Annotated in this window: 12 protein-coding genes; 5 read left to right on the forward strand and 7 right to left on the reverse strand. The window is 69.8% G+C overall.

Annotated elements, in window-relative coordinates; translation table 11 throughout:
• The first annotated feature begins 2 nt into the window (after positions 1-2).
• Positions 3-635 (forward strand): TetR/AcrR family transcriptional regulator, encoded by a 633-nt coding sequence (locus P2Q00_RS33060; RefSeq protein WP_439145907.1) that lies wholly within the window; start codon positions 3-5, stop codon positions 633-635.
• Positions 636-668: 33 nt separating this feature from the next.
• Positions 669-1,391, forward strand: a complete 723-nt coding sequence (locus tag P2Q00_RS33065) for a Mut7-C RNAse domain-containing protein (RefSeq protein WP_275777154.1) — start codon at positions 669-671, stop codon at positions 1,389-1,391.
• A 71-nt stretch (positions 1,392-1,462) separates the two neighbouring features.
• Here the strand turns inward: P2Q00_RS33065 and P2Q00_RS33070 are convergent, their stop codons facing one another.
• From P2Q00_RS33070 to P2Q00_RS33090, 5 genes are all read right to left on the reverse strand, one after another.
• The gene (locus tag P2Q00_RS33070; protein ID WP_275777156.1) at positions 1,463-3,868 is read right to left on the reverse strand and encodes a galactose oxidase family protein; all 2,406 of its coding nucleotides are present in this window, start codon (positions 3,866-3,868) and stop codon (positions 1,463-1,465) included.
• Positions 3,852-5,057 (reverse strand): glycosyltransferase, encoded by a 1,206-nt coding sequence (locus P2Q00_RS33075; RefSeq protein ID WP_275777157.1) that lies wholly within the window; start codon positions 5,055-5,057, stop codon positions 3,852-3,854. The genes P2Q00_RS33070 and P2Q00_RS33075 overlap by 17 nt, the downstream gene beginning before the upstream one ends.
• Positions 5,054-6,712: an ArnT family glycosyltransferase gene (locus tag P2Q00_RS33080; RefSeq protein WP_275777159.1), complete on the reverse strand. Its 1,659-nt coding sequence runs from the start codon at positions 6,710-6,712 to the stop codon at positions 5,054-5,056. Before P2Q00_RS33080 ends, P2Q00_RS33075 begins: the two co-directional genes overlap by 4 nt.
• The gene (locus P2Q00_RS33085) at positions 6,709-7,977 is read right to left on the reverse strand and encodes a glycosyltransferase (RefSeq protein ID WP_275777161.1); all 1,269 of its coding nucleotides are present in this window, start codon (positions 7,975-7,977) and stop codon (positions 6,709-6,711) included. Before P2Q00_RS33085 ends, P2Q00_RS33080 begins: the two co-directional genes overlap by 4 nt.
• 192 nt (positions 7,978-8,169) lie before the next feature.
• Complete coding sequence (locus tag P2Q00_RS33090; RefSeq protein WP_275777162.1) at positions 8,170-10,203, reverse strand: thioredoxin domain-containing protein; 2,034 nt, start codon at positions 10,201-10,203, stop codon at positions 8,170-8,172.
• A 217-nt stretch (positions 10,204-10,420) separates the two neighbouring features.
• Between P2Q00_RS33090 and P2Q00_RS33095 the strand changes: the two genes are divergently transcribed.
• Entirely contained in the window at positions 10,421-13,621 is a 3,201-nt protein-coding gene (locus P2Q00_RS33095) for a tetratricopeptide repeat protein (protein WP_275777163.1), read from the forward strand.
• Between the two features lie 30 nt (positions 13,622-13,651).
• Here the strand turns inward: P2Q00_RS33095 and P2Q00_RS33100 are convergent, their stop codons facing one another.
• Both P2Q00_RS33100 and mca read right to left on the reverse strand, forming a co-directional pair.
• On the reverse strand, positions 13,652-13,900 hold the full coding sequence (locus P2Q00_RS33100; protein WP_275777165.1) for a hypothetical protein: 249 nt from the start codon (positions 13,898-13,900) through the stop codon (positions 13,652-13,654).
• Positions 13,893-14,774, reverse strand: coding sequence for a mycothiol conjugate amidase Mca (gene mca / locus P2Q00_RS33105; protein ID WP_275777167.1), 882 nt, complete (start codon positions 14,772-14,774; stop codon positions 13,893-13,895). The genes P2Q00_RS33100 and mca overlap by 8 nt, the downstream gene beginning before the upstream one ends.
• 168 nt (positions 14,775-14,942) lie before the next feature.
• On the opposite strand from mca, the gene P2Q00_RS33110 reads away from it, so the two are divergent.
• The gene (locus tag P2Q00_RS33110) at positions 14,943-15,341 is read left to right on the forward strand and encodes a DUF4307 domain-containing protein (RefSeq protein WP_275777169.1); all 399 of its coding nucleotides are present in this window, start codon (positions 14,943-14,945) and stop codon (positions 15,339-15,341) included.
• A 214-nt stretch (positions 15,342-15,555) separates the two neighbouring features.
• Positions 15,556-16,056 (forward strand): transcription elongation factor GreA, encoded by a 501-nt coding sequence (gene greA, locus P2Q00_RS33115; protein WP_275777171.1) that lies wholly within the window; start codon positions 15,556-15,558, stop codon positions 16,054-16,056.
• Positions 16,057-16,098 lie beyond the last annotated feature (42 nt).

The following is a 16,098-nucleotide window of genomic DNA, read 5'->3' on the forward strand; positions in this document are numbered from 1 at the left end:
GCATGACGGCCGCACGTTCCCCCCTCTCCCCCGCCGACCGCCCCCAGCTCGGCCTCCGCGAGCGGAAGAAGATCAAGACCCGGGAGGCGATCCGCACGGCGACATACGCACTGATCAAGGAGCAGGGCTACGACGCCACGACGATCGAGCAGATCGCCGAGCGGGCCGAGGTCTCGCCGTCGACCGTCTTCCGGTACTTCCCGACCAAGGAGGACATCGTCCTCACGGACGAGTACGACCCCCTGATGCTGGAGGAGTTGCGCGCACGGCCCGCCGATGAGTCATGGATCGAGTCGGTGCGGCACATCATGCAGAAGGCGCTGGACTTCATGGTGCAGGAGAGCCCCGAGGTGATCCGGCTGCGGGCGCATCTCGGGGTCCAGGTCCCCGCCGTCCGTTCCCGGATGTACGAGAGCATGTCGGAGACCGGGCGCCTGATGCGGGGGGCCATCGCCGAGCGCTTCGGCCTGGACCCGGAGAGCCTTGAGGTCCGCGTCTATGCGATGTCCCTCATCGGCGGCCTCATGGAGGTCAACATGTACTGGGCGGAGAACGACTTCGGGGGCGACCTCGGGGCACTCATGAACCGCGCCCTGGACGTCCTGGAACACGGCCTCCCCACCGAAAAGCCCTGAGCCCCACGGCCCCTCCCGTGCCATCCTGACCGGGTGAACGGTCCCGAGATCCACGTCGAGTTCGCGCCCGAGCTCGCCCCGTTCGTCCAGCGTGAGCTCCGCCGGACGCTCGTCACCAACGGCATGTCCACGCTCGGCCACGTCGTCGAGTCGGCCGGCGTCCCGCTCACCGAGGTCGGGACCCTGTGGGTCGACGGCCGCGAGGTGCCCACGTCGTACATCCCGTTCGCGGGCGATCGTGTGGAGGTCCGGACCGTCGACCGCCCCCAGCAGGTCCCCGGCGCACCCCTGCGCTTCCTCCTCGACGTCCACCTCGGCACCCTCGCCCGCCGGCTGCGGCTGCTCGGCGTGGACACGGCGTACGAGTCGACGGACCTCGGCGACCCGGCCCTCGCCGCGCTCTCCGCCGCCGAGCAGCGGGTCATGCTCAGCCGGGACCGGGGGCTGCTGCGCCGCCGCGAACTGTGGGCCGGGGCGTATGTCTACAGCACCCGGCCCGAGGACCAGCTCCGGGACGTCCTCGACCGGTTCCGGCCCGAGCTGAGGCCCTGGACGCGGTGCACCGCCTGCAACGGGCTGCTGAAGGAGGCCACCAAGGAGGAGGTGGCCGACCAGCTGCACGGCGGCACACACCGGTCGTACGACGTCTTCGCGCAGTGCCGGGACTGCGGGCGCGCGTACTGGAAGGGCGCGCACCACGAGCAGCTGGTGGCCATCGTGGAGCGTGCGCTTGCGCTCCGCTGGGAGCGCGGTTGAAGGTCAGGCCGTGGGGAACTGCGGGTCCGTCGTGGCTGGTCGCGCAGTTCCCCGCGCCCCTATCGGGGCGCTCAGCGCATCGTTAGATCCTTCTTGCCGCAGGCGGTCCCATCCCTGTTGGGGTCGAGGCCCAGCGGGTCGTCCTTGCCGTTGACCTTCAAGCGGCCGTAGTGATTCGTTTTCAGCCAGCTGCAGCGCGCGGCCGTCGTCTTCTTCACGCCCTTCGGGAACACGGTCGGCACGCAGACGTTGATCGAGCCGTAGTGCCGGTCGCAGCCGGAGATGGTGACGGGGACCTTCACCGAGGTGCGCTTCTTGCCCGGCCCCACGACCGTGCCCGAGAGGGAGTCGGCGAAGGAGTGGACGTGGGCGTCGGCGGTGGTGGCGCTCAGGGCCTGTGGGCTCTGGAGGTGCACCCACTTGGCCACCGAGGGCACGCCGTTGGCGTCGACCGCGAAGAGCATGTACCAGCCGGGCGGGGCCACGTTGGGGTTGCTCGTCACGTTCAGGTCGACGTTGTTGCCGTCGACGGACAGCGGCAGGTCCACGAACCGCTGGTTCGGGTCCGAGGAGTGTGTGACGGCGGCCGGGCGGATCAACTCGGCCTTGACGATGGGGTGATCGACCGTGATCCGCTGGGTGTCGCCGTAGTGCCACTCCGTGTTGATCATCGAAGTGATCGTCGGACGCTCGCCCTTGAGGAGGTAGGGCGGGGTGTAGATCGACACGTTGTGGTTCCAGGTGCCGTTGCCCGGGTTGTCACCGGTGGCCATCACACGGCCGTCGGGCAGCAGGAACGCGGAGGAGTGGTAGCCGCGGGCCTCGGGGTCGGCGGCCACCGGGTCGAAGGTGTTGGAATCCGGGTCGTAGAGCGAGGCCTCGTGGACCGGGTTGGCCCGGTTGTGCAGGCCGCCGCCGGTCTCCAGGACCTTGCCGTCGGGCAGCAGGACCGCGGAGACGTACATCTTGCCCTGGTTGCCGGTCTCGGCCACCGGGCCGTTGCCGAGGTCCACCGTGCCCTGCGGGATCGGGGGCCCGGCGACGTACGACGGGTTGGCCTGTTTGAGGTCGATGACGTCCGTCAGGCGGTTGCCCTCCGGGTTGGAGTCGATGTTGCCGCCACCGAGGGTGAGGACCCTCTGGTCCTGCGCCGGGGGCAGCAGCACGCTCGCGGACTGGTCGCGCTGGTCCTTGTTCTGCAGGCCGGGGATCTGCGTGATCGTGTTGGCGTTGTAGTCGTAGATCGCCGAGCCGGTCCCCGGGATGTTGTTGCCGAAGACATGGCTGCCCGAGTAGAAGAGGCGGCCGTCCTGCATCAGGATCATCGACGGGTACAGACCCCAGTACGACCAGGTCTGGTTGACCTGCCACAGCGCCAGCCACTTCTGCTGGGCGTCCGACCAGTACTCGGCGGTCACCGAACCGGTCGAGTCCTCGCGCAGACCGCCGAAGGAGACGACGTCGCCGTTGCCGAGCTCGGTCGCCGAGGGGTACCAGTGGCCGTCGTTGAGGTCGTTGGTCTTGCTGTACGTCTCGGTCGTCGGGTCGAAGATGTACGAGTCCTTGTAGCCCTCGTAGCCGTGCGAACCGTCCGCCGCCGGGAACGCCTTGTTGCCGCTCAGCACCAGTACCCGGCCGTCCTGCAGCTGGATGTGGCCGGAGCAGAACATGTCCTTCGGGGTCGGGATGACCTTGTACGTCCCGTCGGCCGGGTTGTAGACGGCGCTGGTGAACGTGCCCGCGTCGAAGTTCTCCTCGCTGTTGCCGGAGCCGGCGATCAGCAGCACCTTGCCGTTGTTGAGGACGACGGAGTGCATGGAGCGCACCGGGTTCTGCGTGGGCAGCACGTCCCAGCGGCCGTTGGCGCACTCGTCCGCGGTGCCGGTGCAGGTGGCGGGCGGGGTGACGTCCGGGACCTGGTCCATCGTGTAGTCGTCGGTGGTCGCCGAGCCGGTGCCGTAGACGGAGACACCCCAGGTGATGCGGTCGGTGCCGACCGGGATCTCGGGTGTGCGGACGGTCGCCTGGGTCCAACTGGACTGCATCTCAAGGGTCTTGAGGTCGGTCCAGTACTGCCAGCCGGCGGTGGTGTCGTGCCGGAACAGGGTGATGTTCGCGTCCGGCGTGGTCGTCTTGTACCAGAGCGACAGGTCGTACTGCTTGCCCGTGGTCACCACGGGCGCGCAGTCCGTCGACTCGGTGATCAGCGCCTTGCGGTCGCCGTCGACGCGGCGGCTGAGCGACACCTTCATCGCCTTGGCGCCGGAGTGGGCGTCGGTCGTCGTCTCGAAGGTGAAGTCGTTGTCGCCCCAGCCGGACTTCTCCCAGCAGTACGGCATCCCGTCCGTACCGTCCGTCTCGAAGCCCGCGTTCTTGACGAGGTTGGCGGCCTCGGCGGGCTGGGGTGTGGTGAGCAGCAGACCGGCGGTCAGGGCCCCCACCCCGACCAGTGCCGTTCTCCTAGGGTGTCTCTTCACTGGCTCTCCTTGCTGCGGTGCTCCTCCCGCGCCCCCTGCGCGGCAGATAGACCAGCGCTTCGGTCCCGACGAAGCGCAGGACGAACGTCGTCACCAGCGCGAGCGCGGTGGCGGACACGGCCCCCATCCCGAACCGGTTCACGAACAGCGCGATCAGCGGGATGCGCAGCACCAGGTCGGCGTTGGCGAGCAGCGCGACCCGGCCGACGCGGTCCCACCAGCGCCGGTGGGCGCGGCGATCGCGGAACAGCAGATGCTCGATGAGGACAAAGTTCCAGGCGACGCCGAACTGGTTGGCGAGGATCTCGGCGGGGACGTAGTGCATGCCCACGGCCATCAGGGCCCACAGGCCGACCAGGTTCGGCAGGAAGCCGCTGGCGCCGATCAGGCCGAAGGCCACCATGCGGGCGATGGGCGAGGCGGTGCGCAGTCCGACTAGATGGCGCAGGAAGCGGAAGCCCTCCTGCGCCGACGACTTGGACTCCCCCGCGAACCGGTCCTGGAAGACGAAGGGCACCTCGGTGACCTGGCGGGGGCGGCTGCGGACGGCCAGTTCGAGGAGGATCTTGTAGCCGAGGGGCTTGAGCGTCTCGGCGGTGATGTCGGCGCGCCGGATCGCGAAGAAGCCGCTCATCGGGTCGCTGATGCCGCGCAGCTTGCGCGGGAAGAGCGACTTGGTCAGCCAGGTCGCGCCCCGGGACACGGCCACCCGGTAGCTGCCGGCCAGCCCGGCGCGGCTGCCGCCCTTGATGTACCGGGAGGCGACGACCAGCCCGGCGTTCGCGCGCTCGCCCGTGGCCACCAACTCCGGTACCAGGGACGGCGGATGCTGGCAGTCGCCGTCCATCACGACGATCCAGTCCGACCCTGCCGCCTTCATGCCCTCGACGACCGCACCGCCGAGCCCGCCGACCGGCTCCTCGCGGTGCAGGACGGTGACCGGGAAGGGGCAGTCCTTGGCCGCCTCGTGGATCACCTCGGGGGTGTCGTCCGTGGAGTCGTCGACGAAGACGACCTCGCAGGGCAGGCGGGACGGCACCGACTCGGTGATCTGGTGCAGGAGTTGGCGGATGTTCGCGGACTCGTTGTACGTCGGTACGACGATGGTGACGGCGCCCGGTTCGGCGATTTCGGCGCCGCGTACGGCGGGGTCGTTGAGTTCTCCGCGGGCGGTGTACTCGTGGGTCATCGGACGCCTCCATCAGCGGTACCGGCCGTCTGGATGCGCCGGATCTCGATGCGGTCGGGGCCTTTGCCGAACGTCGCGACCGGCTTGGAGTGCTCAATGGCCGCCTTGACGTTGGGCAGGTCCACCGCGTCGCGCCGCACCGTCGGGGAGGCGACGACGTAGTCGATGTCCTTCCAGCCGTGCGGCATGGTCTTGGTGACGGCCGGGTCGAGGTCGGCCTTGTAGAACCAGATGACGCCGAGCCCGGGCCGGTACCCGTGGTGCACCAGGTCCAGCCAGAGCGCGTCGTCGACGAGGACGCGGGTGTCCTTCGGGTCCGCAACCTCGGTGGTGAGCCACTTGGAGGCGGAACGGTAGGGGGCGTTGGCGTCGGCGGTGACGGCGGTGTGGTCGCCGTCGTACCAGCGCGGGACGACATACGCCCCGGCGGCGAGGGAGAGGACGGCGGCGAGCGCATACCGCCCGCCGGTCTTCCACTTCTGCTCATCGGGACGCCGCCATCTGCGCAGTACGGCATGGGCGACGGATGCGGTGCCCCCGGCGAGGACCAGGGCCAGGAAGGGCAGCGCCTGGATGACGTACATCGCGGGCAGATAGCCGTTGGGCCGCAGGGCGAGCGCGGTGAGGATCGCGACCGTGAGGGCCGGTCCGGCCAGCGCGCGGGCGGTGACCGACCAGCGCCAGGTGGCCACCAGCAGCAGCGCACCGGCGAGGCCGCCGAGCGGCAGGACGCGGTCGTAGTAGAGCCACGAGTGCAGGACGCCGTGCGAGCCGGAGGACTGGTCGAGGACGAAGCCCGAACCCGGCCTGGTCATCTGGTACTTGATGCCGTCCCAGAGCGAGACGTGTCCGCCGCCGGGCAGCAGCTCGCCCTTCAGCAGGGCGAAGAGCGGATAGCTGAAGCCGATCAGCGTGCAGGCGGTGACGGCGCCGGTCACCGCGAACTTCCGGGTGTCCCGGTGGCTGTGCCGCCACATGGTGACGAACACCGCGGGCAGGACGACGAGCATCGTCTCCTTGGTCAGTACGGCCGTGGCGGCCGCGAGTCCCGCGCCGAAGTGGTGCCAGAGGTGACGGCTCGGGGAGGCGGCGAGGGTGAAGGCGAGGAGCGTCCACATCACCGCGATGTTGTCGAGGAAGATCTCCCGCTGGAGGACGACCGAGAGGGGCGAGAGCCCGAACAGCGCCATGGCGAACCCGGCGGCCCAGCGGGGCAGCGACAGTCGGCGCGCGAGGACGTAGACGAGGACCGCGCTGACCGCGGAGACGAGCAGCATCGCGACACGCATGTCGGCGACGGTCATCGAGCCGGGGCTGAGCCAGGACGGGATCCAGGTCAGCACGGCTATCTGGATCCAGCCGAGGGGCGGATGGTCGTACCAGTACGTGTAGTGGGCCAGTCCCCTGCCCTGCTGGACCGCCCAGGCCTGGGCGAGATAGGTGCCCTCGTCGTCGCTGAGCGTCGGGTAGTCGGCGATGTTCCAGCCCTGTACGACGAGGATCGCCACCAGGAGCGCGCCGCACAGGAGGAGGTCGGGACGGGAGGAACGAAGGCGCTTCGGCGGGGTTGTTCGGCCCATCGAACGCACTGTGGACGCAGGCTGCCGCTGCGCGGGGACCTTGGGAGTGGTCACCGCGGGAAGGGTGGAGGTCACGCAGGGACGTCCTCTCGGATTACCGCTGAGTCGTTCAGATGTGCGCCGACGTGGCTGGTCAGCTCCCAGTCGTTGCGGCCGCGTTGCTCACGCCAGACGGCGCGGATCGCGGCCCCGGCAAGGAGGACCTGGTAGAAGGGGCCGCCCACGACGAGCTTGAGGTAGTGGACGAGGCGGACTCGGAGGCCGTACTGCTTGCCGAAGTCGTGCAGTCCGACCACCTCGAAGACGAAGGTGACCGCGGCAGTGACCAGCGGCAGGAAGGTGAGGAAGGCGATCCCGACCGGTACGTCGAGGAAGAGCGCGACCGCCGCGTTGAGCGGAATGACGACCCCTGAGAAGGCCTGCAGGAACGGCGTCATCAGCGTGTACCGGGCGAGCAACCGCTGCCCGAAGCCCGGGAGTTGCTTCCAGTCCTTCTTCCGGTAGACCTGCAGGAAGCCCTGGTTCCAGCGGGTGCGCTGCTTGAGCAGCGACATCAGCGAGCCGGGGGTCTCCTCCCGGGTCACCATGTCGGAGTCGTAGGCGACGACGACCTTCTTGCCGACGGACGACAGCCGCACGCCCAGGTCGCAGTCCTCGGCAAGGCAGTCGGGGTCCCAGCCGTCGGCTTCCCGCAGCACGTCCGTACGTACGAAGACGGTGTTGCCGCCGAGCGGGATGAACCCCTTCTGCGCGTGCAGATGCAATCGCGACCGGAACCAGAAGAAGTACTCCAGGCAGTTGCGCAGGGAGTACCAGCTGGAGTGGAAGTTGATGAGCTGGACGCCGCCCTGCACGACGTCCGCGCGGGTCGTCCGGAAGGCGTGGTCGACGTGCGCGAGGAGCTCGGGGTGGACCTGGTCCTCGGCGTCGAAGACTCCCACGACATCGCCGCGGCAGTGCGGCAGCGCCGTGTTCATGGCCTTCGGCTTGTTCTTCTTCTCATGGGTGTCCACGACGACCCGGACGCGCGCATCGCGTTCGGCGGCCGCCTCGGCCACCGCCGTGGTCTCGGGGTCGTCGTGCCCCACGATCACGATGATCTCGAAGTCGGTGTGTGTGGACTCCAGCAGCCGCTGGATGGTGTGGTCCAGCACGGCCTGCTCGTGCCGCGCCGGAAGCAGCAGCGAGAACGAGACGTGCTCGTCACCGTCCGGTCTGCTGAACCGGGTGGAGGCGAGCACTTCGGGCGTACGCCACGCGTGCATCTGCCACCACAAGGTGAAGGCCGCCATCCAGAACAAGGCCAGCGAGACGGCAGCGATGAAGACAGACGTCAGCAACAGATCCCCCCAGATCCCCAATGCCCCCTGCCGCGACAGTGAGTCACTTTTGTCGCGTCACTGTGCAGAGGTTAGGGGGAATCTATGAAGTAATCAGGCCGATTCAATGAAGAGCGCGTTTCATCACAACGCTGCCCCAGAGTGAACAATTCGCACTGCAATTGCGTGAACTCTTGTCGTTTTCCGGCCGTTTCAACTGCTCAACGCGGTGCGCAACCGTTCCGGATCGGTGGTCGGCGCGTCACAGGTGAAGTTACGGCAGACGTACGCGGTCGGTTCTCCGCCGACGAGAGGGCGATCGGCGAGCAGCGGGAACTCGTCACTCTCCGCAGCGCCCACCGCGACGACCGCGCCCGGGGCGCTGCCCAGAAGTGCCGTACGGTGCAGGGTTTTTGTGGCGGGGTCGTCGAGCGCCGGGCCGACGATCGCGACCTCCCGCGGCCCGTCGAGCAGCGCCTCGGCGACCGCGAGCCCCCACCCGATGAAGCGGGGCACGCGCGGACCGAGCGCCTTGACCACCCCCAACGCCCTTTCGGCGGCCGTGCGATGGGGCTCTGCACCCGTCTGCGCCGCATAGCTCAGCAGGGCGCCCGCGGCGGCGGTCCAGCCGGACGGCGTGGCGTTGTCGGTGGGGTCCTGCGGCCGGCGGATCAGCTTCTCGGCGTCGGCGGCGGTGTCGTAGAGGCTCCCGGTCTCCGCGTCGACGAAGCGGACCAGGACATGGTCGAGCAGGAACCCGGCGAACTCCAACCAGACGCCCTCCCCGGTGACGGACGCGAGCGCGAGGAACCCCTCGGCGACATCGGCGTAGTCCTCCAACACCCCCGTGTGGGCGCCGACCTGGCCGTCCTTGCTGGTACGGGCGAGACGGGCCTGCTCGTCCAGATGCAGCCGTACGAGGAGATCGGCGGCACCGACCGCGGCCTCGACCAGGTCGGGGCGGTCGAAGTAGGCGCCGGTCTCGGCGAGCGCGGCGATCGCGAGGCCGTTCCAGGCGGCGACGATCTTGTCGTCACGGCCGGGAGCGGGGCGTTCGTCCCGCTTGCGGAGCAGCCGCTCACGGATGGAGGCGATCTTGTCGGCGTCGAACAGGACGTCCTGCTGCGGGAGTTGGAGTACGGACTGGCCGTGCTCGAAGGTGCCCTCTTCGGTGACGCCGAAGCAGTGGCCGGCGAGCCGGGCGTCCTCCTCGCCGAGGACGTCGGTCAGCTGCTGGGGCGTCCACACGTAGTACGCGCCCTCGACGTGCTTGCCCGTCCCGTCGTCGCTGTCGGCGTCGAGAGCGGAGGCGAACCCGCCTTCGTTCGTGCGGAGTTCGCGGACCATGAAGTCGGCGGTCTCCAGCGCGACGCGGCGGGCGAGCTCGGAGCCTGTGGAACGCCACAGGTGCGCATACACACGGCACAGCAGGGCGTTGTCGTAGAGCATCTTCTCGAAGTGCGGGACGACCCACTCACGGTCGACGGAGTAACGGGCGAAGCCGCCGCCGAGCTGGTCGTAGATGCCGCCGCGGGCCATGCGCTCGCAGGTGTCCACGGCCATCTGCAGGGCACCCTCGGACCCGGTGCGGGCATGGTGCCGCAGCAGGAACTCGATCACCATGGACGGCGGGAACTTGGGCGCACCGCCGAATCCGCCGCGCTGTGGGTCGTACTCGCGGGTCAGGCCGAGCAGCGCCTGCGCGAGCTCCTCCTCACCCGGCGTGTGAGCGTCCCCGTAGGAGATCTCCCGCCCGGACAGGTCCTTGACGATCTTCCCGGCGACCTCGGCGACCTCGTCCCGCCGGTCGGCCCAGGCGGCGCGGACGCCCTCCAGGACCTGGCGGAAGGAGGGGCTGCCGTGGCGGGGGGCGGGCGGGAAGTAGGTGCCGAAGTAGAAGGGCTCGGCGTCCGGGGTGAGGAACACGGTCATGGGCCAGCCGCCCTGGCCGGTGGCGGCCTGGACGGCTTCCATGTAGACGGCGTCTACGTCGGGGCGCTCCTCGCGGTCGACCTTGACGCTGACGAAGTGCTCGTTGAGGTAGTCGGCGGTGGCCTGGTCCTCGAAGGACTCGTGCGCCATGACATGGCACCAGTGGCAGCTGCTGTACCCGACGCTCAGCAGGACGGGTTTGTTCGCCTTCCGGGCCTCCTCGAAGGCCTCGGCCGACCACGGCCACCAGTCGACGGGGTTGTCCGCATGCTGGAGCAGGTAGGGGGACGTCTCGTGAGCCAGTCGGTTCGGCATGTGTCCATCCTGCCGCAGGACCCCGGGCAGCGGGCGTCAGGCCTGTCGCGGGACGGTGACGTCGGGGTTTTCCGGTGCCCGGGCCCGGAACAGGCTCGGCTCACCGGGGCACGCCGATGCACGCCGCGGTACGTCGATGATCGCTGCCCTCTCGCGCTGACGGCTTCCCCGAAGGACACTCGTAGGCAAAGGAGTTGCCGCCGGAGGGGGACGTGACATGCGGGACAGCCATCGGGCGGACGCCGAACGGCTGTTGGCCCGGGCCGTGGAGGAAGAGGTGCGCCGCTCCGGCGGACGCACCGACGGAACGGTACTGCTGTCGCGCTCGCGCGGCGCGCTGGACGCGATGGCCCAGACGGCCGCCGAGGAGTACGAGGCCTATACGCGCGCGCTGGACGAGGCGGGGGCCGGCCGGCTGACCTTCGGGCAGCGGTACGCGCAGGAGGGATCCGGAACTCCCCTGCTGGTGGCGGCCGTTGCCGCGGTCGCGGCGGCGGTGGCCGACCTGGCCTTCGGCACGGACACCGGCACGGCCGTGGGGGTGGGTGTGACCGTCGGTGTCGTCGGCGCCGCGGCGACCGTGATCAAGGTGGCCGGCTCCCATCTGCCCGCCGCGCACCATCGCGCCGGCGCCGCGAGCCAGCCCGGCGGGCCGGAACAGCTGCGCCTGCAGTGGCTGACGGCGCTGGAGGTGCGCGGCATCCGCCCCTTCCTCGACCAACAGCGCGTCCTCGCCGCCTCCACCGGCCCGAAGAAGACGGGGCCGCAGCTGCGCGGCACGGACAAGAGCGCGGCGGCCCGCGGGCGCAACGTACTGACCCAGTCGTTCGGCCAACTCCCGGAGCCCGCGGGCGCGTTCGCGGGACGGCGGCAGGAGATGGCGCGGATCCGGCAGTGGGTGCAGGCGGCCCGCGCGAGCACGGAGACCCGCCCGACGGTGGTGGTGCTGCACGGCACGCCCGGCAGCGGCCGTACGACCCTCGCCGTACGCGCCACACACGACCTGAAGGACTACTTCCGCGGCGCCTGCGTCGTCGACCTGCGCGGCGGCAGTCCGGAGGAGCCGCCGCTGTCCACCCGGGACGCCCTGCTGCACCTGCTGAACCGGCTGGGCGCGCCGCGCGAGCAGCTGCTGTTCCGTGAGCGTTCCTCCCCCGACCAGCAGGTCAAGCGGCTGAGCGAGCTGTACCACCAGCATCTGACGGGCCTGCCGGTCACGATCGTCCTCGAGGACGCCTCGGACCCCGAACAGATCCGTACGCTCGTCCCCGAGCGCTCCGACAGCCTGGTCCTGGTCACCGCCCGCGAGCCCCTCGAACTGCCCTCCGACCTCCAGGCCCATGTGCACGAACTGCCGGTCGAGGCGCTGGACCCGGCGGGCGCGGAAGAGCTGCTGGCCGCGGCGGCCCAGGACAGCTCCGGGCCGTACGACGCCGATTCGGCCGAGCGGATCAGGGAATTGTGCGGCGGGCTGCCGCTGGCGCTGAGCATCGCGGGCTCGTCGCTGGGCCCGCGCTCACCGCGTCAACTGGCCACGGATCTCGCGGCATACGGCCCCGTCGAGCCGATCGAGCGCGTGCTGTGGCTGCGCTACACCGACCAGTCGGAGGCGGCCCGCCGGCTGCTGCGCCGACTGGCCCTGGCCGGCCGTGCCTCCCTCGGCGGTGCCGCGGCCGCCTCGCTGCTGGCGACGGACGAGTCGGAGGCGACCCGCCACCTGGTCGCGCTCTCCCGGGCCGGCCTGATCGACCATGTGCGCGGCAGCCGCTACCGCCTCCACGACCTGGTGCGGGCCTTCGCCCACGCCCGTCTCCTCGACGAGGAGGAGGCCACCGAGCGCACGGCCGCGCAGGAACGCCTGATCGTGAACTACGCCGACCTGGCCGACTCGGTGCTGCGCCTGGTCGACGGCAACATGTCCACCCGCTCGGACCGCTTCAGCCCGCACGGCTTCACCTCCCTGGACGAGGCGCTGCGCTGGCTGGATGACGAGTCGAGCTTCATCACGTCCACCCTGCGGCACGCGGAGGGCGTGAACCAGGCGGCGCTGCTGAACCTGCTGGGCGCGCTGTGCGACTACTGCCTGCTGCGCGGCGACCTCTATCGCCTGGGCGAGATCAGCGAACTGGCGCAGGCCGTCGACCAGGGCCTGCTGGTCCGCTCGGTGCAGTGGCGCACGGGCATCGCGGCCCGTCAGCTCGGCGAGCTGGACAAGGCGCGTACGACGCTGACCTCGGTGGTCGACCTGTACCTGGAGGCGCACCACGACGCGGGCGCGGCCCGAGCCCTGTGCTCGCTCGGCATCACCCTGCACCACCAGGGCAACCTCACGGAGGCCGCGGCCAAGCTCCGCGAGGCGCTGGACCTCCAGGCACCCCCCGAGCTGGCCACGGACCGCGGCTGGACGATGCACGCCCTGGCGGCGGTGGAACGCGACCGCGGCCATGTCCCGGAGGCCCTGCGCCTGCTCACCGAGTCCCTGGTCCTGCACCACGCGGGCGAGTCCGTGCACGGCGAGGCCTGGGCCCACTTCCAGCTCGGCCAGCTGTCCCTGCGCATGGGCGACGTCCCGCGCGCGGAGTCCGAGCTGAACGCGGCCCTCGACCGGTACGGCCGCACCCGCGACGCCCGCGGCGAGGCCTGGGCCCTCACCCAGCTGGCCCGCGCCCGACTCGTCGCCGGGGACCCGTCCCAGGCGGTGGACGGCCTGCGCCGGGCGGCGTCCAGGCACCGCGACAACGAGGACGCGCGCGGCGAGGCCTGGACGGCCTACTACCTGGGCCAGGCCCTGGAGGAGACGGGCAACCTCGACCACGCGGTCCGCGAGCTGGAACGTTCCCGCACGATGTTCTCGCGGATGCGGGACGTCTACGGCCTGGCGTGCGCCAGGCATCACTCGGCCCGCGTGACCCGCGACCAGCGCGCGGCCCAGACGGGCTCGCTGCGCAACTCCGGTTTCGCCCGCCAGCTCCTGGTCGACGCCCGAGCCGACTTCCACCGCGTCGGCGTCGCGCACGGCGAGGCATGGACCTGCCTGGAACTGGCGGTGGTCGACGCGGGCAATGCCCGTACCCAGCAGGCTCTGGCCCTGTGCGACGAGGCGGTGGGCCTGTTCACGTCGTACGGCGACCACCGCGGCGAGGACTGGGCCCGGTTCCTGCGCTGCACCCTGCTCCCCTACGCGGCCCCCGGCGGCCTGGAGATCGGCACGGCGGTTGCCCAGGAGGAACTGGCCCAGCTCTCCCGCGCCGGCCACCCACTGCGGGACCGGAAGCTCGACGACTACGTGGAGGCGTACCAGCTGCTGCTGGAGCGGGGCGTGAGCCTGGAGGACGGCTGGCAGGCCTGGCGGCTCGGGATGGTGCCGAGCCGGCATGCACGGGAGGTGATGGGGGTGGCGGTACCGGCCACGCACTGACCGCCGGCCACCCCCGCTCCCACGGCGCCGTCAGCTCTGGCGTGCCTCGGAGTCGGCGGAGGACTCCGCGGAATCGGCGTCCGCGTCCGCCGGCTCCTTGAAGTCCACCTTGCCCATGTGCTTGCTCATGGACTTCATCAGTGCCCACACCGCCAGGGCCATCGCCGCGAAGACGATGAAGCCGAGGACGCCGGGGGTGACCTTGTTCTCGTCCACCTCCTTGGCGAGGGGGACGAGATGCGTCATTGCCAGGCTCACGCTTGCGCTCATGTCAGGCATTGTCGCGGACGCCCGCAAAGAGGTCGTCCTCGGGGAGGGAGGTATCGACGAGCGACTTCGCGAGCTCGTACTCCTCCGTCGGCCAGACCTCCTTCTGGATCTCCATCGGGACCTTGAACCAGCCCCCGTCGGGGTCGATCTGCGTGGCGTGGGCGATCAGCGCCTTGTCGCGGATCTCGAAGAACTCGGCGCACGGGATGTGCGTGGTCAGCGTGCGCTCCGTGCGCTCGAACTCCTTCCAGCGCTCCAGCCACTCCCCGTACGGCGACTCCAGGCCGCGGTCCAGCAGCGCGTTGTGCAGCGCCTCGGTGCGGGGGCGGTTGAAGCCCTGGTTGTAGTAGAGCTTCAGCGGCTGGTAGATCGGCCCGAACTCGGACTCCGGGTACTTCTCGGTGTCCGCCGCGCCCTCGAACGCCACCATCGAGATCTTGTGGGTCATGATGTGGTCGGGGTGCGGGTAGCCGCCATTCTCGTCGTAGGTGGTGATCACCTGGGGACGGAAGGAGCGGATCTGCTTCACCAGCTCGCCGGCCGCCTTGTCGACGTCCTCCAGCGCGAAGCAGCCCTCGGGCAGCGGGGGCAGCGGGTCGCCCTCAGGCAGACCGGAGTCGACGAAGCCGAGCCACTCCTGCCCCACCCCGAGGATCTCGCGAGCCTCGTCCATCTCCTTCTTGCGTACCTCGTGGATGTGCTCCTCGATGTACTTGTCGCCCTGCAGCTTGGGATTGAGGATGGAGCCGCGCTCCCCGCCCGTGCAGGTCACGACCAGCACGTCCACCCCCTCGGACACGTACTTCGCCATGGTGGCCGCGCCCTTGCTCGACTCGTCGTCGGGGTGGGCGTGCACGGCCATCAGTCGCAGCTGGTCAGTCAAGACTCAATCCTCGGTAAGTCGGCGCCCGGTGTGAACCGGCGCAATCTAAAGGGGTCGTCCCGCAGGGACGTCGTTGAGGGGTGGCGGTCGGGCGGCGGGCGGGAGGCTTCTATAGTGACCGAATCGGGGGGCGAAAAATTCCGGGGTCCGGTTTCCGAGAGGACGATCATGAGTACGGCGAGCACGCGGCTGCCCGAGGGCCGCTACGGCCGCTCCTCGGACGAGCGCGCCGACCGCAAGCTCAAGATCACCGGGGCCGTCCTCGCGGCCGCGCTGCTGGCCCTGGTCGGCTACTTCGCCTACCACTACGTCGGCCAGAACAAGATCAGCGCCGAGGTGATCACCTTCGATGCGCAGAAGGACTCGGTGCAGGTGCATCTGGAGGTCCGCAAGGACGCCGACGCCACCGGCTACTGCACCATCCGCTCCCAGGCGAAGGACGGGTCCGAGGTGGGCCGGGCCGACTTCCGCTTCGGCGGACACGCCACGCGCATCGACAAGGTCGTCACGCTCCGTACGACGTCGGCGGGCACCACGGCAGAGCTGCTCGGCTGCCACGCCGACTGACGCCGACCGGCCTCGGCCGTGACGACCGCCTCGGCTGTCTCGGCCGTCTCAGCCGGAATACAGAGGCTGTGACCTGCGTTGACGTAATTCTGATGGCTTATGTCCTCCCCCTTCAGCCGCTGAATTGTTAGGCTCGTGGTTTCGCCCATCCGTGAAGGAACATTCTTCTGGGTAGGGCGATGCTTTGTATTCCCAGTACCTACGAGGAGCACCTGTGACCCAGACCAGCGAGAACGTCACCTGGCTGACCCAGGAGGCGTACAACCAGCTCAGGGCCGAGCTGGAGTACCTGTCTGGTCCTGCGCGTACGGAGATCGCCGCCAAGATCGCCGCCGCGCGCGAGGAGGGCGACCTGCGTGAGAACGGCGGGTACCACGCGGCCAAGGAAGAGCAGGGCAAGCAGGAGCTCCGTGTGCGCCAGCTGACCCAGCTCCTGGAGAACGCCAAGGTCGGCGAAGCCCCGGCGTCGGCGGACGGCGCCGTGGCGCCCGGCATGGTCGTGACGATCGCCTTCGACGGCGACGAGGACGACACCATGACCTTCCTGCTCGCCTCGCGCGAGTACGCGAGCTCCGACATCGAGACGTACTCGCCGCAGTCCCCGCTGGGTTCCGGCGTGATCGGCCACAAGGTCGGCGAGGACGCGGAGTACGAGCTGCCGAACGGCAAGAAGGCCTCGGTGACGATCCTCAAGGCCGAGCCCTACACCGGCTGACCCCAAGCGCGCCCTGCTTGGCGAGCCCCCGGCGTCCTGGTG

The sequence above is a fragment of the Streptomyces coacervatus genome (genome assembly GCF_029223485.1).
GTDB lineage: Bacteria > Actinomycetota > Actinomycetes > Streptomycetales > Streptomycetaceae > Streptomyces > Streptomyces coacervatus.

Coding starts and splice junctions, on each gene's coding strand:
- P2Q00_RS33110 (WP_275777169.1), top strand. CDS start 14,943: ATGAGTACGGCGAGCACGCGGCTGCCCGAGGGCCGCTACGGCCGCTCC.
- P2Q00_RS33100 (WP_275777165.1), bottom strand. CDS start 13,900: ATGCCTGACATGAGCGCAAGCGTGAGCCTGGCAATGACGCATCTCGTC.
- P2Q00_RS33075 (WP_275777157.1), bottom strand. CDS start 5,057: ATGACCCACGAGTACACCGCCCGCGGAGAACTCAACGACCCCGCCGTA.
- P2Q00_RS33090 (WP_275777162.1), bottom strand. CDS start 10,203: ATGCCGAACCGACTGGCTCACGAGACGTCCCCCTACCTGCTCCAGCAT.
- P2Q00_RS33095 (WP_275777163.1), top strand. CDS start 10,421: ATGCGGGACAGCCATCGGGCGGACGCCGAACGGCTGTTGGCCCGGGCC.
- P2Q00_RS33060 (WP_439145907.1), top strand. CDS start 3: ATGACGGCCGCACGTTCCCCCCTCTCCCCCGCCGACCGCCCCCAGCTC.